14 protein-coding genes and 1 tRNA gene are annotated in these 22,283 nt (G+C 68.3%); 3 read left to right on the forward strand and 12 right to left on the reverse strand.

Annotation, left to right across the window (positions count from 1 at the left end; genetic code table 11):
- Positions 1–51 precede the first annotated feature (51 nt).
- From JOE64_RS11830 to JOE64_RS11865, 8 genes are all read right to left on the reverse strand, one after another.
- Positions 52–972, reverse strand: coding sequence for a hypothetical protein (locus tag JOE64_RS11830; RefSeq protein ID WP_204964437.1), 921 nt, complete (start codon positions 970–972; stop codon positions 52–54).
- An 86-nt stretch (positions 973–1,058) separates the two neighbouring features.
- Positions 1,059–4,880 carry a glucodextranase DOMON-like domain-containing protein gene (locus tag JOE64_RS11835; RefSeq protein WP_204964438.1) on the reverse strand — a complete coding sequence of 1,274 codons (3,822 nt, stop codon included), beginning with the start codon at positions 4,878–4,880 and terminating at the stop codon, positions 1,059–1,061.
- Positions 4,881–4,961: 81 nt separating this feature from the next.
- Positions 4,962–8,426 (reverse strand): glucodextranase DOMON-like domain-containing protein, encoded by a 3,465-nt coding sequence (locus JOE64_RS11840; protein ID WP_204964439.1) that lies wholly within the window; start codon positions 8,424–8,426, stop codon positions 4,962–4,964.
- 92 nt (positions 8,427–8,518) lie between these two features.
- On the reverse strand, positions 8,519–11,473 hold the full coding sequence (locus tag JOE64_RS11845; RefSeq protein ID WP_204964440.1) for a glucodextranase DOMON-like domain-containing protein: 2,955 nt from the start codon (positions 11,471–11,473) through the stop codon (positions 8,519–8,521).
- A gap of 51 nt (positions 11,474–11,524) precedes the next feature.
- Positions 11,525–13,237: an alpha-glucosidase gene (locus JOE64_RS11850; protein ID WP_239531760.1), complete on the reverse strand. Its 1,713-nt coding sequence runs from the start codon at positions 13,235–13,237 to the stop codon at positions 11,525–11,527.
- Positions 13,234–14,142 carry a carbohydrate ABC transporter permease gene (locus tag JOE64_RS11855; RefSeq protein ID WP_204964441.1) on the reverse strand — a complete coding sequence of 303 codons (909 nt, stop codon included), beginning with the start codon at positions 14,140–14,142 and terminating at the stop codon, positions 13,234–13,236. Before JOE64_RS11855 ends, JOE64_RS11850 begins: the two co-directional genes overlap by 4 nt.
- Entirely contained in the window at positions 14,139–15,080 is a 942-nt protein-coding gene (locus JOE64_RS11860) for a carbohydrate ABC transporter permease (protein WP_239531761.1), read from the reverse strand. The genes JOE64_RS11855 and JOE64_RS11860 overlap by 4 nt, the downstream gene beginning before the upstream one ends.
- A gap of 64 nt (positions 15,081–15,144) precedes the next feature.
- Positions 15,145–16,449: an ABC transporter substrate-binding protein gene (locus tag JOE64_RS11865; RefSeq protein ID WP_204964442.1), complete on the reverse strand. Its 1,305-nt coding sequence runs from the start codon at positions 16,447–16,449 to the stop codon at positions 15,145–15,147.
- Between the two features lie 146 nt (positions 16,450–16,595).
- On the opposite strand from JOE64_RS11865, the gene JOE64_RS11870 reads away from it, so the two are divergent.
- The gene (locus JOE64_RS11870; protein ID WP_204964443.1) at positions 16,596–17,747 is read left to right on the forward strand and encodes an ROK family transcriptional regulator; all 1,152 of its coding nucleotides are present in this window, start codon (positions 16,596–16,598) and stop codon (positions 17,745–17,747) included.
- A gap of 108 nt (positions 17,748–17,855) precedes the next feature.
- Here JOE64_RS11870 and JOE64_RS11875 read toward each other — a convergent pair.
- From JOE64_RS11875 to JOE64_RS11885, 3 genes are all read right to left on the reverse strand, one after another.
- Positions 17,856–17,937: transfer RNA gene (locus tag JOE64_RS11875), tRNA-Tyr, on the reverse strand.
- A gap of 98 nt (positions 17,938–18,035) precedes the next feature.
- The gene (locus JOE64_RS11880) at positions 18,036–18,521 is read right to left on the reverse strand and encodes an FBP domain-containing protein (RefSeq protein ID WP_204964444.1); all 486 of its coding nucleotides are present in this window, start codon (positions 18,519–18,521) and stop codon (positions 18,036–18,038) included.
- A gap of 38 nt (positions 18,522–18,559) precedes the next feature.
- On the reverse strand, positions 18,560–19,420 hold the full coding sequence (locus tag JOE64_RS11885; RefSeq protein ID WP_204964445.1) for a phosphotransferase: 861 nt from the start codon (positions 19,418–19,420) through the stop codon (positions 18,560–18,562).
- A gap of 91 nt (positions 19,421–19,511) precedes the next feature.
- Here JOE64_RS11885 and JOE64_RS11890 point away from each other — a divergent pair, with 91 nt between their 5' ends.
- Positions 19,512–20,000: a YajQ family cyclic di-GMP-binding protein gene (locus JOE64_RS11890; protein WP_204964446.1), complete on the forward strand. Its 489-nt coding sequence runs from the start codon at positions 19,512–19,514 to the stop codon at positions 19,998–20,000.
- Between the two features lie 3 nt (positions 20,001–20,003).
- Positions 20,004–21,335, forward strand: coding sequence for a D-alanyl-D-alanine carboxypeptidase family protein (locus JOE64_RS11895; protein ID WP_204964447.1), 1,332 nt, complete (start codon positions 20,004–20,006; stop codon positions 21,333–21,335).
- 31 nt (positions 21,336–21,366) lie between these two features.
- Here the strand turns inward: JOE64_RS11895 and JOE64_RS11900 are convergent, their stop codons facing one another.
- Positions 21,367–22,260: a DUF1295 domain-containing protein gene (locus JOE64_RS11900; protein WP_204964448.1), complete on the reverse strand. Its 894-nt coding sequence runs from the start codon at positions 22,258–22,260 to the stop codon at positions 21,367–21,369.
- Between the last annotated feature and the right edge of the window lie 23 nt (positions 22,261–22,283).

The raw sequence follows: 22,283 nt of genomic DNA on the forward strand, positions 1-22,283 counted from the left end.
GCGTGCGGCACCCGGCGCCGGGCCAGCGCGGCGGTCATGCCGCGCCGAGACTCAGTTCTGCGGCGGGAGGGGCGGCGCCGGCGGGTACCCCTGATATCCCTGGGGCGCCGGAGCGGCCGGCGCCGCGGAAGAGCCCGCGGGTGCGGTCGGCGCGCTGGGGCGGCCGGTGTAATAGGCGTTCCAGTCGGGCGTTCCGTCCGGCAGCGCAGGCAGCGGCGTGATGGCGTCGGAGTAGGTCGGCCACGGCGCCGGAGCGGCCGGGTACGCCGGCGCGCCGTAGGGCGCGGCGACGGGCGCCGCATACGGGGCCACCGGCGGCGCCTGGTAGCCCGCGGGGGCGGCGAACGCGGGGCGCACCCGCTTGGGAGCGAACAAGGCGTTCACGAGAGGGACGAGCGCCGTACCGACGGCGGCGAGGATAGCGAGCGCCACCACCACGCGCCAGTACAGAGCGCGGTAGGTGACGTACTCGTGCGTCATGAGCGGGAGCACCAGCATCGCCGCGAGGATGACGACGAGTCCGATCGTCACGTAGGCGACGATCGTCGTAAACGTCGTCTGGTATCGCTCGTAGGCGGCGAGGAACAGGCGTACATGCAGCAGCACGCCCTGGACGATGAGGATGATCACCAGGAACGAGAAGAACCGTTCGGCGCCGGCGTCGAAGCGCGACGCGGCAGGCATCCAGATGAGAAAAGCCCCGACCAGCAGCACGACCACCCACGAGACCATGCTCGCGAGCGCCAGCCAGGCCGGACGGCGGGCGGCGACGTTCGTCTCGGCGATGGCGACGCCGGCAAACGCGACCAGCAGCAGGATCGTGAGGAAAGCCCTGCCCACGATGCCGTTGTCGTCGCCGATGAGCACCCACACGACGCAGACGATCGCTGCGGCGATGAGGGCTCCGATCGCGACCCACACCGAGGCGCGAAGGAGGCGGGTGCTGCGGGGCGCGGGTTCCGGACTGGTCATGACGTGCTCCTCCTCAGCGCGGGACGGCCCGCGCTCCTCCATACTGACATGTCGGCATGAAGGAGCGCGGGCCGGTCACCTGTCGATCAGGCTCCGTCGCGACGGAGGCTCCGGCGGCGCATGAGCACCCCGGCGGCACCGAGTAGCAGCAGCACGCCACCGATCACCGCGAGCGGCAGCGGGCTCTCACCGCCGGTCGCTCCGAGGCGATCCGCCGAGGGACCGCCGGCGGCCGCACCGGATGTCGTCGGCGAGGCCGAAGCGGAGGCGCTCGGCGATCCCGGCCCGGAATCCGACGGGCTGGGCGACGCCGACCCCGAGTCCGACGGGTTCGGCGATGCAGACCCGGAATCCGACGGGCTCGGCGACGGGCCGGGGGCGGCTTTCAGCGCGACGAAGGGCAGGATGCTCGGCCCCTCGGTCTTCAGCACGTCGCCCTGCTGCGTACGCCCCTCGGGCACGAACACCTTGATGATGTTCGGATCACGCGTGTCGGTGTCGTACGGTGACGCCGAGCTGATGGTGCCCAGGCCGCCGCAGATGCGCCACTGCGACACCCAGTCGGGGCTTCCCGGCGCCTCGCAGTCGAGCGCGGGCCGGATGTTCGACAGACCCTCGTTGCTCTCGGCGTTGACGAGCATCGCCGCGACGTAGCCGACCTTCACCGGATCGGCGCCCTTCAGCGCGGATTCCGGGAAGGAGAGAACGATCTGGTGCCGCCGCGGCGTCACGCTCAGTTCGACCGGCGCCACCAGCGCGCCGGATGCGTCGTAGAGCCCCGTCCCCGGACCACTGCCCGTCGCGCGCCCGTTGCCGACCAGCACCAGATCCCACGGCGATTCGAGGTCGGCGTTGGTGCCCGGGAGCGCCGGAACCGCACCCGAGCGCGCCGGCGCCGAGTCGTTCGAGGGCAGCCGCAGATACGTGTGCAGAAGCTGCACGCTCATGCCGTTCCCGCCCCACGGGTTCGTGATCTCCCCCGACACCGTCGTGACGTAGCGCAGCGTGTCGCCATCACGGTAGACATCGAAGTCGGTCATGTCGAACGTCCCCGTCGGGAAGTTCGACGACCCCGGGTACTGGAGGGTGCCCGCACCGTTGTCACCGCCGGCAGGTGCCGAGAGGGACCCCAGCAGGGTGCCGTATCCCGACGTCGCCTCGCAGTCGTTCGCCGTGCGGGTCGGAATGCGCAGTGCGGCATCCGTCGACACCGTCTTGTCGCCGTCTGCGGTGTGCACGGTCAGCGCCGGACCGCTGGTGAGCGTCACGTCGGTGGACGTCGTGCCGATCTTCACGTCGAACGTGCGGCCCTGGTAGTGCAGGCCCGCGACCGTCATGTCGGTGAGGCTCGGGGGAAGGATGGGCGCCAGGGTGATGCCGTCCTCCTGCATCCGCAGACCCGTGTAGCCGTAGTAGAACTCCTGCAGGAATCCGCCGGCACCGGTCGTGAACGTGAAGGCCCCGCCCTCGCGCTCCTCGGAGAACTGGTCGAACGGCGCCCGCATGAACGGCGTGCCGCTCTGCTGCGTGTAGTACCAGGCGTCGCACACATTGCCGAGCTCGGCCGACACGATCGAGTGGATCGCATCCGTCATCGACGGACCGCCCGACGTCGTCACGCGGCTCGCGTAGTAGGCGAGGTTCCGTGCGGTGAGCTCGTCGCTCTGCTCGTAGCCCCAGGGGTAGGTCGTCATGACGACGTCGGCCTGCTTGATGACGTGGCCGTTGTATCCGGCATACTCCGGAGTGATCCCGAGGGCGTCATCGTGCGGCATGAACATCTTGTCGGCGATGGTCTGCCAGGCGGGCTTCGCGCTCGTGCCGAGGACCCCCGCTGCGCGCGTGGCCATGCGCATCGTCTGCGCCGCCGCGACGTTGGTGTACGCCGAGTCGTCGTGCTTGCCGGCCCACTCGTCGGGAGGGGTCACGCCGTTGATGTGGTACTGCCCGTCGTCTCCCAATTCGACGCGGCTCGCCCAGAAGTCGGCGGCGCCACTGATGACGGGCCACCCCTCGTTCTGCAGCCAGGTGCGGTCGCCGGTGGAGAGGTAGTACTGCCAGAACGCGAGCGCGACGTCGGCCGTGATGTGCTGCTCGGTCTCACCGAAGAGCGTCGCCGTCGTCTGCTCGGTGCCGTCGAGGGCCCCTTCCCACGGGAAGCGGATGCCGTCGTGGCCGCCCGCAGCGGCGTTGGCCCGCGCGTCGTCGATGCGGTCGCTGCGGTATTTGAGGACCGCGGCTGCGATCTCAGGGTCCTGGGCGACCAGCGAAGGCCACATCCACGTCTCGGTGTCCCAGAACACGTGCCCGCCGTACCCGTCCGAAGACAGACCCGCAGGAGACGGCGACCACGGACGGTCGGCGTTGACGCTGGCGAGCAGGTAGAAGCGGCTCGCGCGGATCTGCTGCTGCAGCGCGTCGTCGCCGGTGACCTGGATGTCGCCCTTCCAGATGTCGGCCCACGCGCCGTCGTTGCTCGCACGCACCGCGTCGTAGCCCTGCGCCGCGGCGGCGGTGGACGCCGCCTTCGCGAGGCCCGCGGTGTCGGCGCCGTCGTGGGTCGTGGTCAGACCCACGTACTTCACGAAGCTGTAGGTCTTGCCGCTTTCGACCGACTGGGTCAGCTTCTGCGCGATCGATCCCGACGGAAGACCCACGGGGCGCGCTTCGGCCCGCTGGCCGGGACCGGCGAGCGTGGAGGCGATGGATGCCGTGATGCCCGATCCGGTGATGGCGGCGTCCACGCCGATCGTTCCGGCCGCGTCGTCGCGGTGCGTCACGGTGCCGGCGACGAAGGTTGCGGGGCGCGTGTCGAGGACGTCGGTGACCTCAAGGTCGCCGCTCCACTGCGGGGTGACGTCGACGCGCACGAGGGCACGGTCGTCGTGACCGCGGTCGGTGAGCACCGTGTAGGCGACGTCGCTGACGTTGCCCGACGGCGAGGTCCACCGCGCCGAGGTGATGATGGCCCCTGTCGAGACGTCGAGGCTCTGGCGGTAGTCCGCCAGCCCTCGAGCATCCATCGTCAGGTCCGGCGGAGTCGTCGGCAGGGCGCCGTCACGCGGCACGATCGCGATCGAATCGACGTTGACACGGCAGTCCGCGCCGGGCGTGGACGAGCACGACAGCGTCAGTGCGGCGCGATCGGTGAGCGCTCCGAGCGGCAGCCGAGCCTGCATCCACGTGTCCCAGTCCCCCTGCGGCGACGGCGGGAGGGCGATGTCGGCACTCGTGTCGCCGACCGACACATGGAGTGAGCGCACATTGGCGGAGTTGTCGCCGGGGTTGCCGGCCGCGTAGCGGACGATGAGGTCGTAGGCGGCATCCGGCTGCGCGCCGTTCGCGTACAGGAGGGCGCCGGCCGAGGCGTTCCCCCATCCCTGGGTGAATCCGGAGCCCTGGTAGCCGCCGTGGTCGGATGCCACCGAGACGCCGCCGCTGAGCTGCGCGTCCTCGAGCTGACAGATCGATCCCACGACGCACGGCGCGCTGAAGGCCTGGTCGAAGCTGCCCGAGCCGTCCGACACCGTGAGCCCCGTCCAGGCGGGCGCGGACGCCCGCGCTTCGTTGGGCAGGTGCGCGGCGTAGAGGCCCGCGACCTGGAACTGCGTCGCGACGTCGGCGGCGCTGTACCCCTGCCCCTGAGCCGGCACACGGGCGGCGAAGTTGCCGTTGCCGGTGAAAGTCGGGTGGTAGTCGGCCGAGAAGGGATCGGTGGTGGCCATCTCCCATCCGTTCGATGTGTTCGCGCCGGTCGGCGCCGAACCGCTCTCGGCAGCGGCGGCGCCTGCGCCGAGCACTCCGGTCACGAGCAGGGGCGCGGTCAGCAGGGCGCCCATCGCCGCGCGTGTGCGGCGGGGCGCACGCCGCATCTCGGGCTCCCCCGCGGTGGGTGACACAGGTTTCACGTCATTCTCCTTCGTCTGGTGCATGTGGTGTGGTGTTCCGCGCCCTGCGCCGGTCGGGACCGACGCAGGGCGCGGAGTGGATCAATCGATCGAGTGGCTGCGACGTCGGCGTGCGACCACGAGGGCGATCGCCCCCGCCAGCAGCAGCGCACCGGCGCCCCACAGCGGCCACGGCGAGAACTCGCCGCCCGTCGCTTCGAGGTGGCTCGCTCCCGATGTGCCGCCGGTCGTCGGCGCCGACACGGACCCGCCGGGCTGAGCCGAGGAGCCTCCGTCGCCGTGACCGGTGTCGGTTCCCCCGCCGCCCGTGTTCGCCGCGTCGACCGTGAGGTCGAACCAGACCGAGCCGGAGGACGCACCGCGCACCTCGAGGCGGTAGGCCCCGGCCGCGAGGTTCGCCGGCACGGTCGCCGTCTGGGCGAACGCGCCGCTCGCGTCGGCGGAGAACTCCGCCAGCGCTGCGGCGCCGACGTCTGTCGCACGCGCCGCCGCCGCGGGGGCCGCCTGCAGCCACAGGCTGATCCCTTCGTTCGCACCGAACTGCGACCCGGTGACGACGATCTGTCCCCCCGCGGTCACGCGCGCCGCGGTGAGGGATGCCTCGGGCGTGCGCTCGACGGGAGCATCGGACGTGTCGAGCACGACGTAGGGGGCCACGACGGGGCCGCGCGTCCAGTCCATGACGGTGTGCTGGTCGGCGTCGCCGGTGATCATGTCGAACGCGTTGGAGTCCCGCGTGTCGGTGTCACGAGAGGCCAGGTCGCCGTCGAAACTGCCGGCGCCGCCGGCTCCTCGGTACGGACCGACGAAGTCGGGGCATCCGACACCCTGCGCGCATTCGGTGCTGTAGATCGGGCGGACGTTGCCGACACCCTCGCCCGACTCCGCGTCGGCGAACATCGACACCTGGTACCCGGTTTTCGAGAGGTCCACGTCGCCGAGGGTGCTCGCCGGCACCGATGCGATGATCTCACCGGCGGCACCGTTCACCTCGATCGTCGGGCGCGCGATGCGCTGACCGTCGGGCGTGAATACGCCGGCTCCGTACGGGCTGTCGGCGAAGCGACCCGAGGCCACGATCGCCCGCGTCCATGCACCGGCCGCCGACGTGTTCGTCCCCGGCAGCAGCGGGGTCGTCGCGGTCGAGTCGCCGTCACGCAGATAGATGTTGACCCGCTGCGTGCTCATGCCCTGTCCGAACCAGGGGTTGCGGACCTCGCCGGCGACCTTCGTCACGAAGCGCACGGTGTCGCCGTCCCGGTACACCGTGAGACCGGTGAGGTCGAAGCTGCCCGGGTTGAAGGCACTGTCGGTCGGGTACGTGTAGCTGCCCGGACCGTTGTCGTCCCCGGTGGGGTCGGTGAGCGATCCGACGACCGTGCCCAGGGCGGTGATGGTGCGGCGCACGACCGTCTCCACACCGTTCGCGCCGGTGGCGGTGACGACGATGCGATTCGTGATGTCGGGCAGGGTCACGGGCGCCGTGAACGCGCCGCCCGCGACGGTCGCGTCCGACGTGACGCCGTTGACCGTGACGCTCACGCGCGGGGCATCCGTCGTCCCGGTCACGGTCAGGTTGCGCGCCGTGGCGACCGATCCGTCAGCGAGGCCGTCGACCGCGAGCTGGGGCGCGGTGCCCGTGGGCGCGTCGTCGCTCGTCGCGTTCCAGTCGTCCCAGGTGTCGACGTCGAAGTTCAGCCGTCCCAGCTCGTCGCTGGCCCACTTGTCGCCCGACTTCAGGATCGGCACTCCGCCCACGCTGTAGTCGTGCAGCAGGATGCCGTTGCGATCGGTCATCTCGTTGCCGATCGTGACCTTCGCGCCGCTGCGGTCGGTGTACCGCTGGAGCAGGCTGACCTGCGATGCGGATCCGAGACCGTTCCAGGCGTCCACCGAGAAGCCGTCGATCTGGATGTTCTCGGTGTTCGAGAGGGCGAAGATGCGGATGCCGCAGTTCACGGCACCCTCGACGCGCGTGTTCGTGAAGTGCATGTTCTTGACCGTCGTCGAGACATCCGCTCGATCGGTCGCGCCCATGTCCTCCCAGTGCGACGACGAGTTGAAGACGCACGTGTTGTACTTGACGTCTTTCCAGCCCATGCGGTTGTGGATGATGTCGGTGTCGCTGACCGTGACGCCGTCGATGTTGCGCGGCGTCCAGCCCCACTGGATGACCGGGCCGTTCTCGTTCTTCCAGATGACGGTCCGCTCGATCTTCACGTCGCTGTGGTACAGCTTCAGCACGTCGTCGTTCGCGTGGAAGAAGGTGTCGCGCATGTGACCGTCGGGGTAAAGCTCCAGGCCGTCGGTCTGCCAGTACCAGCTGCCGACCTGCTTGTAGTTCGAGACATCCATGCGGAAGTTCTCGACGCCGATCTCGCCCGTCTCGTCGTGCGCGTAGACCACGAACGAGTGGTACGGCGGGGCATTGATCGTCAGCCCCTCCATGTCGAGCGTCTGGCCCTTGTTGGAGGATTCGAACTGCAGCATCTTCACGCAGTCGACGTGACAGTTCTCCTTCGTGTTGTGCGCGTATCCCTCAGCGGTGTTGGCCTCATAGACGTACTGCTCGCCCGAGAGCACGCCACGTCCGGTCACCTTGTACGCGGGCTGCGACGAGTCGGGGAAACGGAACGCACCCTTCACGTAGGCACCCGGCGCGAGGTAGATCCACTTCACGTTCGCCGGCAGCTGCGCGCGGTAGTCGTCGCCCATGTAGTACGTGCCGGGCTCGAAGTAGAGGATGTCGGCCGTCATGTGGTCGAGATCGTTCACGAGGCCGGGTGCCGGCTTGTAGATGGTGCCCGAGGCATCCGTCGGGATCAGCCGATCGCGCTCGCTGCCGGTGAGCTTCGGGTTGGCGAAGACGAGCATCGAGTTCTGCGGCTCGGTGGCGACCGCGCGGTTGCCGGCGGCCACCGTCGTGAGCACACCGCTGTCGCCGCTCATGTCGTTGTACGACGTGAGCTGCTGAGGGTCGAACTCGACCGAGAAGCGCAGCCCCTGCGCGCTGTAGGGGACCTTGACCCGGATCGTGGATGAGTCGACCAGCTGCTTCTCGAGGTTCAGGCTCGTGGGGCGCACGGTGACCTGGTCGGCCGATGAGATGTGCTGGCCCGTGGTCAGTGTGACGTTGACCCACACGTCTTCGGAGTACTCGAAGCTCGACCAGCTCATCGAGAGGTCGGCGCTCGAGGAGAACTCCGCGCCGTCCTGCTCGTCGTACCCGCGCTTGCCTTCGCCGCTGCGCGGCACGTTCATGTAGACGAACGAGCTGTAGGCCGTGTCGGGCGCGCTCGCGAGACTGACCGATGCCGAGTAGAACTCCGACCCGCGCACGGCGTCGTCGGCGATCGGTCCGGTGGTGGTGTCGACCTTGTCATGGCCCCACGTGGTCAGCGCCGAGCTGTCGATCGGCCCGTGCGCGGGTGGTGCCGCAGCCGCCTCCGGGGCGGCGGCGGCGGGAGCCGCCGTCGCCCCGAGGAGGGATGCGACGAGGGCGGCCGTGGCGGCAATCCCCCATCTCGAGTGCCGTGCGCGTGTCATGATGACTCCCTTGCTGTCGTGCCTGTGATCGAGGTCTGGATGGTGGTGCGGATGAGCGGATGCTCGGGGCAATCCGCGCGGGACGGTCGCGCTCATCGTCGAGCGGTGTCGAGGGGGAGGTAGGGGGCGATGACGGGTCCGTGGGTCCAGTCCATGACCACGCTCTGGTCCTCGTTCCCGGTGATCAGGTCGAACGCGTTCGAATCGGTCGTGTCCGTGTCACGCGACGCGACAGCATCCGTGAACTGACCCGCACCACCCGAACCCCGGTACTGACCCACGAACCCCGGACACCCGACCCCCGCACCACACGCCGCGCTATACACAGGACGCACATTCCCGACGCCCTCGCCCGGCTCCGTGCTGCTGAGCATCGACACCTGATACCCCACCGAACCCAGATCGATTCCGCCCAACGCCGACACCGGCACCGACACCTCGATCGCACCCGCAGGATCCACATCCCACTGCACCGACGACACCCGCGCACCCGACGCATTGAACACACCCGCACCGAACGGAGTATCGGCGAAACGCCCATCCGCAACGATCGCCCGCGACCACGCGCCCCGCGCGAACGTGTTCGTCCCCGGCAACAACGCCGTCACCGTCGACGACGACCCGTCCTGCAGATAGATGTTCACCCGCTGCGTGCTCATCCCCTGACCACCCCACGGATTCTGGATCTGCCCCGCCGTGGACACCACGAACCGCACGACATCACCGTCGCGATACACACCCAGACCCGTCAGATCGAGGCTTCCGGGATTGAAAGCAGCATCCGACGGATACGCATACCCACCCGGACCGTGATCATCACCCGCCGGATCACTCAACGACCCCACCAGATCCCCGAACGCCACCACCGACCGCTGCACACGCGACGTCAACCCCGACGCCCCCGTCGCCACAACCTCCACCGAGTGGCGCCCCACGGGGACCACCACCGACGCGCGAAACACACCGCCCGACACCACAGCCACCGACGACACACCATCGATGTGGACCGCGACCGCGGGGGCATTCGTCCGCCCCGAGACCACGATCGAGCGCGACGTGAGCACAGAAGCATCGGTAGGGGTGTCGACGGTCAACTGCGGGGGTGACGGAGGAGTCGCAGTGGCGTTCCAGTTCGCGTCGACGTCGGCACCGAACGCGAGACGTCCGAGCTGCCCGACCCCCCAGTTCGCGGATGAACCCGCCTTCACGACGGGCACGCCGCCCACCGTGTAGTCGTGGAGGAGAAGACCTCTGCGGTCGGTCATCTCGTCACCGAGCTGCACCTTCTGTCCGCTCGCGTTGGCATGGGCCACGAACGTGCTCGCCTGCGCCGGCGGATCGAGCTGGTTCCAGGCATCCACCGCGAACCCGTCGATCCGGATGTTCTCCGTGTTCGACTGGGCGAACACGCGCAGCCCGCAGTTGACGGCTCCCTCGACACGCGTGCCGGTGAAGGTCATGTTCTTCACGGTCTGTCCGGGGTCGGCGTAAGACGTCGATCCCATGTCCTGCCAGGCCGAGGACGAGTTGAAGACGCAGGTGTTGAACTTCACGTCGTTCCAGCCCATGCGGTTGTGGATGACGTCGGTGTCCGACACGGACACCCCGTCGATCGACCGCGGGCCCCACCCCCATTGGAAGACCGGACCGTTCTCGTTCTTCCAGATGACCGTGCGTCGGATGTCGAGATCGCTGTGATAGAGCTTCAGCACGTCGTCGTTCGCGTGGAAGAAGGTGTCGCGCATCGTGCCGTGCGGGTAGAGCTCGATGCCGTCGGTCTGCCAGTACCAGCTGCCGACCTGCTTGTAGTTGGAGACGTCCATCCGGAAGTTCTGCGGCTCGACCTCGACGCCGTTCTGGAACGAGTAGACGACGAAGGAGTGGTACGGCGGGGCGTTGACGGTGACGCCTTCCAGGTCGAGCGTCTGGTTCGTGTACGGCGATGCCGACAGTTGCAGCATCTTGACGCACGAACCGTGACAGTTCGAGCCGGTGCTGTGCGTGTACCCGGGCTGGGTCGTGTCAGCCTCGTAGACGTACTGCTCCCCGGAGAGCACTCCGCGACCCGTCACCTTGTACTGCGAGACACTGTCCGAGCCGGGAAACGAGAAGGCACCCTTCACATAGGCTCCCGGGGCGATGTAGATCCAGCGCACCCGGTTGGGCAGCGACGCCCGGTAGCCGGAGCCCATGTAATAGGTTCCCGGCGCGAAGTACACGATGTCGGCATCGATCGAGTCGAGGTTGGTGACCGGTCCCGGCTGCGGGCGGTAGATGGTGCCGTCTGCTTCCGTCGGCACGGTTCGGGTGCGCTCGTCGGTCGTGAGCTTCGGGTTCGCGAAGACGAGCATCGCGTTGCGGGGCTCCTCCTCCACGAAACGATTGCCCTGCGCGCTCGTTGTCAGCGCCCCGTCGGCGGCCGCACTGTAGACCTTCATCTGCTGGGGAGCGAACTCGACCGAGAAGCGATAGCCCTGCGGACTGTAGGGCACCTTGACCCGGATGGACGACGAGTCGACGACCTGCTTCTCCCACGAGAGGGAGCTCGGCCGGATGATCACGTCGTCTGCGGAGGTGATCGGCTGAGATGTCTCCAACGTCACCGTGACCCAGACGTCCTGCGCGTATTCGAAGCTCGTCCAGCTCATCGACAGGTCGTTGTCGGCGGCGAACTCCGCCCCGTCCTGACCGCTGTAGCCGACCTTGCCGTTTCCGTTGCGCGGGACGTTCATGTAGACGAACGATCGGTGCGCGGCGCTCTCATCGGATGCCGTGGCGACGGCGGCCGAGTAGTACGGGGAGCGCCGGACGACGTCGCCGCCGACGGGCCCTGTCGTGGCGGTGGCGTTCGCGTGGTCCCACGTCGTCAGCGCATCGCTGTCGACGGGCCCCGAGACCGTCTGCCCCAGGGCAGCACGCGGCGCGAGGGGCGCCACCGCGCCGGATCCGCCCGGTGCGGCGGATGCCGACGCACCGGGCGACAGCGCAGACCCGACGATCGCGACAGCGATCGCCATGCCGACGAGTGTGATTCGAGTACCGCTCATAATGCTCCTTGACGCCGTTGTCAGTGGATGGAATGGGTCGAACGCGAACGATCACATGGAGGAGAGCACGCGCGCCTCCCACGGGCGCAGCCGAGGGCCGTGCGCGTCCGGGTAGTTCGCCAGGACCGGCGACACGTGGTTCCACGACGCGGGCAGCGCCGCGTCGAGCGTGTCGTCGGAGAGGTTGGTGACGACGAACAGACGCTCTGTGTCGAGAGATCTCTCGAACGCGAAGATCGCCGGGTCACCGGCATCCACACGCGCGAACGTGCCGAGAGCGATGACCGCGCGCTCGTGCCGAAGCGCGATCAGCCGCTGGTAGTACGCGAAGACCGAGTCGGGGTCGTCGTACTGCGCGTCGGCGTTCAGCCAGGTGTGATTGGGATTGACCTCGATCCACGGCCGTCCCTTGGTGAAACCGGCCTGTGCGCCGCCGGTCCACTGCACCGGTGTGCGTGCGTTGTCGCGACCGTTGACGCGCAGCCCGTCGAGCACGTCGGCCGGGTCGAGGCCCCGCTCCCCCGCTCGCGCGAAGAAGTTCAGGCTCTCGATATCGCGGAACGCGTCGAGGGTCGGGAACGACCCGTTGGTCATGCCGATCTCTTCACCCTGGTAGATATAGGGCGTGCCGCGCTGCAGATGCAGCATCGTCGCCAGCGCCGTCGCCGACTGACGCCAGAACTCTCCGTCGTTGCCGAAGCGCGACACGGTGCGCGGCTGGTCGTGATTCGAGAGATAGAGGCTGTTCCAGCCGGTCTCACCGAGGGCATCCTGCCATTTCGTGAGCGAGGCGGCGAGCGCGCCCGGCGCCAGAGGGCGCGGGTCGAACTTCGTCGAGCCGTGATCGAGGCCGACGTGCTCGAACTGGAACACCATGTCGAGTTCGCGGCGCGCCGGGTCGGTGGTCAGGAGGGCTTCCTCCGTCGTGACGCCGGGCATCTCGCCCACGGTCAGCAGCGCGTCGCGCCCATCGAAGACCTCGCGGCGCATCTCCCGCAGGAACTCGTGCAGGCGCGGTCCGTGGGAATAGTGCGCGAAGCCGTCACCGCGGCCGGTCGCCGGGTCGGGCTCGGCATCCGGGAGCGTCGTGTCCTTCGAGATGAGGTTGATGACGTCCATGCGGAAACCGTCGATGCCGCGGTCGAGCCACCACCGCATCATCCCGTGCACGGCGGCGCGGACCTCGGGGTTCTCCCAGTTGAGGTCGGGCTGCTTCGGGTCGAACAGGTGCAGGTAGTACTGACCGGTGGCCTCGTCGAGGCGCCACGTGGGGCCCGAGAAGAACGATTCCCAGTTCGTGGGCTCGGCACCGGATTGCCCCGCCGCGAAGCCCGGTCGCGGGTCGCGCCACCAGTACCAATCGCGCTTCGGGTTGTCGAGCGAAGAGCGCGACTCGACGAACCACGGGTGCTCGTCCGAGGTGTGGTTCACGACGAGATCCATGACGAGCTTCATGCCGCGGGAATGCAGGTCGGCGATGAGCTCGTCGATGTCGGCGAGCGAGCCGAAGATCGGGTCGATGTCCTGGTAGTCGCTGATGTCGTAGCCGGCATCGGCCTGCGGCGACCGGTAGACGGGCGAGAGCCAGACGACGTCGACACCCAGCCGCTGCAGGTGATCGAGCTTGCCGATGATCCCGCGGATGTCGCCGATGCCGTCCGAGTTCCCGTCCGCGAAGCTGCGCGGATACACCTGGTAGACGACGGCCGACGTCCACCAGGCGGGAGTCACGACCGACACGGCGTCGGGAGTGGTGAGGGTCATTTGATGGCTCCGATATTGACGCCGCGCATGAGGGTGCGCTGGAAGATCAGGAAGAAGATGAAAGCCGGCAGGATGCCCGCCAACGACGCGGCGGCGAGCGCCGTCGGGTCGCTGGTGTACTGCCCGCTCAGCGCGCCGAGCGCGACCGACACGGTCTGGTTCGCCGCACTCGGCAGCAGCACGAGCGGCAGGAAGAAGTCGTTCCACGTCCAGATGAAGAAGAACGTGACGAGCACCGCGAGGGTCGGGCGCGTCAGCGGCAGCACGATACGCAAGAGGATCTGCGTGCGCGATGCGCCGTCGATGCGGGCGGCCTCGAGCACTTCGGCGGGGAACGAGCCCAGCACGGAGGCGAGCATGTACGTGCCGAATGCGCTCTGCAGCACGGCGAGGATGATGATCACGCCCAGCTGGGTGTCGTAGAGCCCGAGGCTGCGCGTGAGGATGAACAGCGGGTAGACCAGCGCCTCCTGCGGGATCGTGAAGGCGAGCATGAAGACCGCGAGGATCCACACCCGCCCCTTGATCCGGCCGATGCCGATCGCATAGGCGCTCAGCAGGCTGATCGCCGCGGCGATGAGGGCGACGCTACCGCTGATGATGACGCTGTTGAGGAGCTTCTGGTTGAAGTTGACGCCGGCCCAGAAGTCGAGCAGCGCCTGGAAGTTCAGGGTGGTGGGCAGCGCCAGCGGACCGTCCTGGATGTACTCCGAGCCGGGCTTGAAGGCGTTGATGAGCGCCAGCCAGAACGGGAAGAGCATCAGCAGGGCGCAGACGGCCACCACGATCAGCACGACCCAGCCGCTGACTCCGCGGCGCAGGTGCCCCTTGCTCTTACGAACCGCCGGCGGCACGGATGCCGGGACGGAGGCGGGCGTCGCCGTTTCGACGGTCTGGACGGTCATTTCTCGAACCCTTCCGAGCTGCGGGTCTGGAACAGGAGCAGCCCGACGGCGACGATGGTCACGACCAGCGCCAGCACGGTGGCGACGGCCGCGCCGTAGCCGACCTGGGTGGTGGTGAAGAAGTTGTAGAAGGAGAAGTAGGCGGGAACGATGGTGCTCGTGCCCGGTCCTCCCTTGGTCAGCACGAAGATCGGGGCGAACACCTTCAGAGCGGCGACACTCGTCGTGATCACCACGACGGCGATCTCGGGGCGCAGCTGGTTCAGCGTGATCACCCGGAAGCGGGTCATCCACCCGGCGCCGTCGAGCTCGGCCGCCTCGTAGAGCGAGGGGTCGACACGCGAGAGACCGGCCATGAAGATGACGACCGTGTAGCCGATCTGCAGCCAGATCAACACGTTGACGACGGCGAAGATGGCGATGCTGGGGTCGCCGAGCCAGTTCTGCCGCAGTGCGGAGAGGCCGAGCGCGTCGAGGATGCTGTTGATGACGCCGTACTCGGGCTGGTACATCCACTTCCAGAGCACACCGGCCACCGCGATCGGGAGGATCTGCGGCAGGTAGAACATCGCGCGCATGATGCTGGAAGCCCGGCTGCCGAAGCGCGGGGCGATGTAGTCGAACAGCACCGCGGCGATCAGCACGCCGAAGATCGTGGGGATGATCGCCATCGCGACGATGAAGACGAGGCTGTTGAGGAACGAGGTCCAGAACGTCGGGTCGGCGAACAAACGGGTGTAGTTGTCGAAACCGATGAACTGCGGGGTGCCGACACCGCGGTAGCGGGTGAGGCTCAGATACACGTTCATCCCGAAGGGGACGAGCACCACCGCGGCGAAGCCGATGGCTCCGGGGATGAGGTAGGCCCAGTATCCGCCGGCCGGCTCGAGCCGATTGCGCCCGGTCGTTCGCGGCGCTTTGGCGGTCATTGTGGTCATGGTTCGACTTCTCTCCTGCCCGCGGTGGGCGGCGGCGTTCGGGTCGCCGCCGCCCACCGTCGGATCAATGTCCGGCGTCCTTGCGGCCCTGGTCGTAGGCGGCCTGGATGCTCTCGACAGCCTGCTGCGGGGTCTTCGTGCCCTGCACGAGCGCGGTGGTGTTCTGGATCAGCACGTCGTTGAGTCCGGCGACCGGCCAGTCGGGGTACCAGGCGAGACCGCCGTCGGTGGCATCCTGCAGCTTGTTGAACTGCTCGGTGACGAGCTTCCCGGTGGGCGAGGTGATCTTCGACGCATCGGCGGAGACGGGCACCTGGCCGGACTCACCGAGGTAGCTCTGGATCTCGTCGCTCATCGTGATGTCGATGAAGTCGTACGCGAGCTTCTTGTTCTTCGCCTTCTCGGGGACGACCCAGAGGTTTCCGCCCGAACCGGGCGCGTAATTCGTGCCCGGGAAGAGGAACTGGTCGAAGGAGAAGTCCTTGACCTCCTTGTCGAACTGACCGGCCCACCAGGTGCCCGAGTAGAAGATCGGGTAGGTGCCGGCGATGAACGCGTTGCCCGCGTCCTGCGCCGGGATGCCGGTCGAGTTCTTGCTGATGTAGCCCTTGTTCGTCCAGTCGACGATCTTCTCGGCGGCCTTCTCCCACGCGCTCCAGTCGACGTCGCCGTCGAAGCGCTGGTAGGCGGCGAGGGACGTGGCGTCCATGTTCTCCAGCGCGAGCTGGTAGAGCAGGTGCACGCCCGGGTAGTCGGCCGAGCCGAGTGCCAGCGGCGTGACGCCGTTGTCGACGAAAGTCTGCATGTCCTTCTCGAGACCCGCGACCGAGGTCGGGACGGTGAGGTTGTACTTGTCGAAGAGCGACTTGTTGTACCAGACCGGCACGTACTCGCCGTAGTTGGTGACGCCGTAGCGCTTGCCCGAGCCCATGAGTCCGTTGTCGTAGAGACCCACGGCCTGCACCGAGTTGTCGACCTTCCAGCCGCGCTCCTTGGCGACATCGGTCAGGTCGGTCAGAAGACCCGCCTGCGAGACGACACCGGCGGTCGCGTTGCCCTTCAGGTACTCGAGCACATCCGGCGCGTCGTCGGAGTCGAGCAGCAGCTGCCCCGACTGCTGCATCTGCTCGTACGTCTTGAGCTCGAACTCGACCTTGACGTCGGGGTGCTTCTCTTTGAAGGTGTCGATCGCCTTGTTCCAGGCCGCCGACAGTGCGGAGTCGTCGTTCTCCCACCACCAGACCTTCAGGGTCTTGCCGTCTTCGTTGCCGCCACCACCGCTGGCGGAGCATCCGCTCACGCCGAGTGCTGCGACGACGGCGGCTGCGATGGCGACCGCAGCCTTCGTCTTCCGGTTGCTGCTGAACACATTGACCTCCCATGGCCATTGGCACGTGCGTCCGTCCTCGGATCGCGTAAATATGTTTACTCCAAACGTATTACCTTCGTCAAGACGGCCGACGCTAGGCTGAGGCCGTGGAGTTTTGTCCACGTGGAGGTATTGGAAGGTCGGATGTGAAGCAGCACCGGTCATGGGACGCCGACGCGGGAGCATCCCTGCCGGTCGCCATCGAAGTCCTGCGGCGCGGACCGCTCTCTCGCGCGGAGATCGGCCGTCGCCTGGGGTTGTCGCACGCCTCGCTGAGCCGGCTGAGCGCCCCGCTCCTCGAGCGCGGCGTGATCCGCGACATCGGCGAGCACAACGACGGACGCGTGGGCCGCCCCTCGCGACTTCTCGATGTGGATGCCTCGTCGCATCACTTCCTCGGCGCGAAGGTGCGCGAGACGGAGATCATCGCCGCCGTCACCGATCTGCGCGGCGACGTCGTCGACGAACTGCGCACGCCCCTCGGCGACCGCAGCCCCGAGGCGGTCGTCGACCAGATCGGTCGAATCCTGACGCACTTCTCGGCGAGCCACACGATCACCGGGATCGGGATCGGCATCGGCGGCGCCGTCTGCGCGCGTCGCACGGTCATCAGCGCCGCCTTCCTCGGGTGGGAGGACGTGGCCCTCGCCGATCTGATCGAACGGAGCACGTCGGTGCCCGCGCTGGTTGAGAACGACGTCGTCGCGCTGTGCGAATACGAGGATTGGTTCGGCGCAGCTCGCAACGACGAACGCTTCGCGGTGATCACCCTCGGCATCGGAACCGGGTTCGGCATGGTCATCCACGGGGAACCGATCGTCAACGACGACTACGGCTTCGGCCTGGTGGGCCACTGGCCGATGGATCCGTCCGGGCCCGTGTGCGCTCAGGGCCACCGCGGGTGCGCCGCGGCCCTGCTCAATTCCGATGCGATCGCCCGCTACGCGAGCGAGGCGCTAGGTGCCGACACGACGTTCGACGAGACCATACAACTCGCCAGCGAGGGGCAGCCCGCCGCCCAGCGGATCGTGCACGACGCGGCCCAGGGCCTCGGTGTGCTCGTCGCCGCCGTCTGCAACCTGATCCTGCCCGATCGGATCATCGTCGCCGGCGAGGGAGTGCGGCTCGCTGAGGTCGGCCTCGACACCCTGATGGGATCGGCGCGGCACTTCCGCGATCCGCGCGCCACGATGCCTCCGCTCACCCTCTCATCCGGCGACAACAGCGAGTGGGCGCGCGGCGCCGCGGTCCTGGCCATCCAGGCATTCGTCCTCGGCACCGGCGCCGCACGCGCCTGAACCACCGGATTCGGGGGCCGCGAGACGGGCCCTCGACGGCATCGGAATGACCGTCCACGCCCGGAAAACCACGAAAGGCCCGCGCATCGCGCGGGCCTTTCACATCGGTGGCGAGTGAGGGATTCGAACCCCCGAAGTCGAAGACGGCTGATTTACAGTCAGATCCCTTTGGCCACTTGGGTAACTCGCCAAGTGCGCACCCGCCCAGCTTGTACAGTCGACCGGAGGCGCGATCCACAAGCTTACCCGTACGCGGCCGTTACGAAAAACCGACGCCGGAAAACGTGATCAGACGGGTCCCACGACACGCTCGACGAAGGCTTCGACGCGGTGCCGGGTGCCGTCGATCCGACGATCGACGCTCGCCCGCACCTCGCTGGGAGCGAGCGGTGCGGCGAGACGGACGTTCTCGTGGCATCCGAGATCTGCGCACACGTACGTGCCGACGCTGTCGCCCTTCTCCCCTGCTTCTCCGGCGCGGCGGGCCGTGAACAGCGAGACCTGATTGCCGGGTTGCATCGTGTGGCACAGGTTGCACATCGCGGCGTGCCCGCGCGACCCGGATGCCGCGCGCAGCACGATCCCGGTGGCGACACCGTCGCGCTCCACGACGACGTAGCCGCGCCCGCGCGTGTCGGGGTCGGGCCAGGCGAGGAAGTCGAGGTGGTCCCAGTCCGCGAGCAGGAACGACATCGGCACGGCGAGCCGGTCGCGTTCGTCGGGCGATGCATTCACGAGCGCCGCACGGACCTCGTTCTCGGTCAGCGGCTGCATCGCTCCAGTCTACGAATCGTCCGCCCCACCCGGGCGATTCACGCCGAGTAGAGCGCGTCCGCTCGCGCGACGGCACGCTCGACCTCGTGCTGCGGGCGAGCCCCGACGATCGCGAAGCACAGCAGCTGCAGTGGGTACGAGTCGATCACCGCCCGCGCACGTCGTTCGACCTCCGGGGGAACGATGGATGTCACGGCATCCCAGCCGTGCCATGTCGCGAGCGCAGCAACGTCGCTGGCCTCGTCGCACTCCGCGGCGAGATCCCAGTCGATCACGCCGCGCACCCGTCCCTCCGACCACAGCACGTTGCTCCCGGCGAGGTCGCCGTGGGCCAGCACCGGTGCGGCGACGTCGGATTCGAGCCCGGCGAGGGTGTCGACGACCTGGCGGGCGCGATTCTGCGCAGCGAGGGTCAGCATCGGTACCGCCCGATCCGCCATGACAGTCAGTCCCTCGACACCTCCGAAGAACGCGTGCCGGTGGGCCAGGTGCGGGCGCAGCGCCACCGGCGAGACGCTGCGGAGGGCATCGAGAAGCTTCCGCAGCGCGCGCGGGTCCCCGCTGCCGCTGGGGTGCGGCACACCGTGGACGCGCCTCTGCGCGATCGCGATGAGTCCGCTCTCGCTGTCGTGCTCCGCGGGAGCCAGCGACAGCGGAAGGTCGAACGGAAGCGGCGGGAGCGCATCGACGAGAGCCTGCGCGCGGAGTGCCTCGCGGGTGGCGGTCGGTGTCCGTGCGACACGCACCGCCGCATGCCCCGCGAGGACGACGAGGTTCGCCGATCCGTGCTCGACCCGTCGCCAGTCGCGGGTCGGGACGTGTTCCGCGGCAGCGTGCAGGGCACGGTGCACGAGATCGTCGACGACGCCGTCGTCGGGCGTGACGAAGTCGGTGTACACGTGATCGACCCTACGTCCCACCGGGACGGGCATCCGGTCGCCGCCTGTCGCCGATCCGAGCCGCGCGCGCCGACGGCGATAGACTCACGCCATGGCTGACTCCAGTTTCGACATCGTCTCCAAGATCGATCGCCAGGAGGCGGACAACGCCCTCAACCAGGCGCGCAAAGAGGTCGAGCAGCGCTACGACTTCAAGGGCACGGATGCCTCGATCGACTGGTCGGGCGAGTCGATCCTCATCAAGGCGAACAGCGAGGAACGCGCGAAGGCCGTCCTCGACGTGTTCCAGTCGAAGCTCATCAAGCGCGGCATTTCGCTGAAATCGCTCGAGTCGGGCGACCCGCAGGCATCCGGCAAGGAGTACCGGATCACCTCCACGCTGAAGGAGGGCATCTCGTCGGAGAACGCGAAGAAGATCGGCAAGATCATCCGCGACGAGGGCCCCAAGTCGGTGAAGTCGCAGATCCAGGGCGACGAGCTGCGCGTGCAGTCGAAGTCGCGCGACGACCTGCAAGAGGTGCAGCGCCTTCTCACGTCGGCCGACCTCGACATCGATCTGCAGTTCATCAACTACCGCTGAGCCGTGAGCGAGCCCGACGAGCCGCCGGGACTCTCCGACCTGTTCGAGAGCGGGTCGTACGACGAGTCCGACTCACCGGCGCGATCCCGGCGACGCCGCCGCGCACGCGGTGCGCTCATCACCGTCGCGGTCGTGCTGCTGGTGGTCACGGCATCCGTCGTCGGGTACGTGGTCTGGGCCCTCAACGCACCGCTGCCCGCCCCGGTCGCCTCGACGCGTGAGCTTGCCGCTCCGGCCACCGAGGCGGCGGCGTTCGCGCTGCCGAGTCAGGGCGCCACGGCGGTCAGTGTCACGGGCGCCGCCGACTACCTCGGCGCCGACGGTCTGCACCTGGTCGCCGGCGACGACGAGCCGCGCTCGATCGCGAGCATCAGCAAGATCATCACGGCCCTGGTCATCCTCGACGCGCATCCGCTCGCGAACGCCGATGACCCCGGGCCCACGATCACCTTCAGCAAAGCCGACCACGATCTGTACGACGCGTACTACGTGCAGGATGCCGCCGTGGCGACCATGCCCACCGGCAGCACGCTGTCGTTGCACGACGCCCTCGCGGCCATGCTCATCCCGTCGGCGAGCAACTACGCCGACGCCCTTGCGACGTGGGCCTACGGCTCACGGGACGCGTTCCTCTCCGCGACGCGCGACTATCTCTCGCGCGAAGGACTCACCGGAACCACGATCGTCGAGCCGACCGGAATCAGCGCACGCAACGTCAGCACCCCGACCGACCTCCTGCACCTCGCCCAACTCGCCGCCGCGAACCCCACGATCGCCCGCATCGGCGCGACGACCGATCTCACCCTGCCCGGGCCCGGACACATCACCAACACGAACATGCTGCTCGGGCAGGACGGCGTGACCGGGCTCAAGACCGGCAACCTCGGCGAGGGCACCTTCAGCCTGATGTTCACGGCCACCCTCGACGGCGGGATCGGCACACCGCTCAGCGTCACGGGTGTGACGTTGAGCGGTCAATCCCGCGAATCGCAGGATGCCGCCGTGCTGCGCCTGCTCGACAGCATCCGCGGCGGGTTCCACGACGTGCGCCTCGTCGACGAGAACACCGTCGTCGGCTCGTACACGACGGTGTGGGGCGAGTCCGCACAGCTCGTCGTCGCAGAATCGGCGACCATCCGAACGTGGTCGAACACCCCGATCACGGTGTCGACCACGGTGGGCAACCCCACGCAGTATCGCGACGGCGAGAGCGTCGGCACCATCACGTGGACCGCGGGGCCCGCCACCGCCACCGCCGACCTCCGTGTGCGCGGCACGATCGCACCGCCCACCGACTGGTGGCGTCTCACCCACCCCGCAGCCCTTCTGGGCTGAGATCGGTCCACGCCGCCGAGGCGCGCGGGGGTCAGCCGCGGCCGAGTCCGGGAACGAGCACAGCGGTGCGCGCCTTGTAGGCGAGGTAGGAGGGGTCCTCGCCCCAGCGCGCGTCGGCTCGCCTCTCCAGCAGCGGGATGCCACTGACCCGGGTGAGCAGCAGCACCACGAACACGGGCGAGAGCACCGCTACCCACTGCCATCCGACGGCGACGGGAAGAGCGACGATCGCGACGCCGATCCACACGAGGATCTCGCCGAGATAGTTCGGATGGCGAGACCACGCCCACACTCCGCTGTCGATGAAGCGTCCGGCGTTCGCGGGGTCGCCGCGGAACCGCGCTTTCTGGGCATCCGCCACGATTTCGAGCACGATCCCGACGAGCCACACGACGCCTCCGGCGATCATCCAGCCGTCCACGGCGGGCTGTGCGGTCTGCGCAGCGTCGGGGGTCTGGGTGATCCCCACCCACGCCGCCGATGCCGTCACGACGACCCAGAGCCCCTGCATGATCCACACGCGGAGGAAGACGAGCGGGTGCGTCTTGATCTCGTCGAAACGGCCGTCCGAACCCTGCGCGCGCACGCGCACGAAGAGGAACACGGACAGCCGCACGCCCCACACGACGACCATCGCCGTGAGGAGCCAGGCCCGAGCGCCCGCGGGGCTCACCGCGGCGAGGAGCGCCGCCGTGACGACGGCGAACGTCAGCCCACCGGTGAGATCGAAGAACCTCTCCGTGCGCAGCAGCACCGCCGGAACGTACGCCACGATCTGGATGAGAAACGCGGCGGCGACGGCCAGAGCGAACAGCGGGATGCCACCCAGGGTCTGCCCGGACGAGCCGCCGGTGAGCGCGAAGGCTGCGCCGAGGGCGAGAGCGACGATGATCGTGAGAAGCACGGCAGGGGTGCGGGAGGACATGGCTGCTTTCCGGATCGAAATGG

It is taken from the genome of Microbacterium dextranolyticum (genome assembly GCF_016907295.1).
Lineage (GTDB): Bacteria > Actinomycetota > Actinomycetes > Actinomycetales > Microbacteriaceae > Microbacterium > Microbacterium dextranolyticum.

What these genes read in the sequence shown, in the direction of transcription:
- JOE64_RS11880 (WP_204964444.1), bottom strand. Translation starts at nt 18,521, where the DNA reads ATGCAGCCGCTGACCGAGAACGAGGTCCGTGCGGCGCTCGTGAATGCA.
- JOE64_RS11860 (WP_239531761.1), bottom strand. Translation starts at nt 15,080, where the DNA reads ATGACCACAATGACCGCCAAAGCGCCGCGAACGACCGGGCGCAATCGG.
- JOE64_RS11845 (WP_204964440.1), bottom strand. Translation starts at nt 11,473, where the DNA reads ATGAGCGGTACTCGAATCACACTCGTCGGCATGGCGATCGCTGTCGCG.
- JOE64_RS11900 (WP_204964448.1), bottom strand. Translation starts at nt 22,260, where the DNA reads ATGTCCTCCCGCACCCCTGCCGTGCTTCTCACGATCATCGTCGCTCTC.
- JOE64_RS11855 (WP_204964441.1), bottom strand. Translation starts at nt 14,142, where the DNA reads ATGACCGTCCAGACCGTCGAAACGGCGACGCCCGCCTCCGTCCCGGCA.
- JOE64_RS11840 (WP_204964439.1), bottom strand. Translation starts at nt 8,426, where the DNA reads ATGACACGCGCACGGCACTCGAGATGGGGGATTGCCGCCACGGCCGCC.
- JOE64_RS11850 (WP_239531760.1), bottom strand. Translation starts at nt 13,237, where the DNA reads ATGACCCTCACCACTCCCGACGCCGTGTCGGTCGTGACTCCCGCCTGG.
- JOE64_RS11890 (WP_204964446.1), top strand. Translation starts at nt 19,512, where the DNA reads ATGGCTGACTCCAGTTTCGACATCGTCTCCAAGATCGATCGCCAGGAG.
- JOE64_RS11830 (WP_204964437.1), bottom strand. Translation starts at nt 972, where the DNA reads ATGACCAGTCCGGAACCCGCGCCCCGCAGCACCCGCCTCCTTCGCGCC.